The sequence below is a fragment of the Limosilactobacillus agrestis genome, assembly GCF_014145585.1.
GTDB classification, from domain to species: domain Bacteria; phylum Bacillota; class Bacilli; order Lactobacillales; family Lactobacillaceae; genus Limosilactobacillus; species Limosilactobacillus agrestis.
The window spans coordinates 1-271 of the sequence record NZ_JACIVF010000025.1; the positions used below are offsets into that span (position 1 = coordinate 1).

The 271-nt window shown below is 41.0% G+C and carries 1 protein-coding gene; it reads right to left on the minus strand.

Annotated elements, in window-relative coordinates; genetic code table 11:
* On the minus strand, positions 1–271 hold a 271-nt coding region (locus H5R88_RS01810; protein WP_182600110.1), incomplete at both ends, for a helix-turn-helix domain-containing protein.

A 271-nucleotide genomic window follows, 5' to 3' on the forward strand; every position in this document is an offset into this window, starting at 1 on the left:
AGCCTGTGGCCCTTGCTTGTTATAGAGACATTCCCACTGATACACTGAACCCGGGGAACGATATCCAAAGTGAATACAAGTTTCTGAGATTGACGCAAAATTTTCTTGTTTCCACTTTACCAGATTTAACCGAAAATCCCCAGTTACTTTGGGTGGATTGAGTAATGGTCCTTTGCCAAATCTTGCATAAATTCCCACCCAAATTTGGAAATCATGTTCAGCAATCCCGTATTTATGCCTAACTGATGCTAAAGTAACATTACCGTTGGCA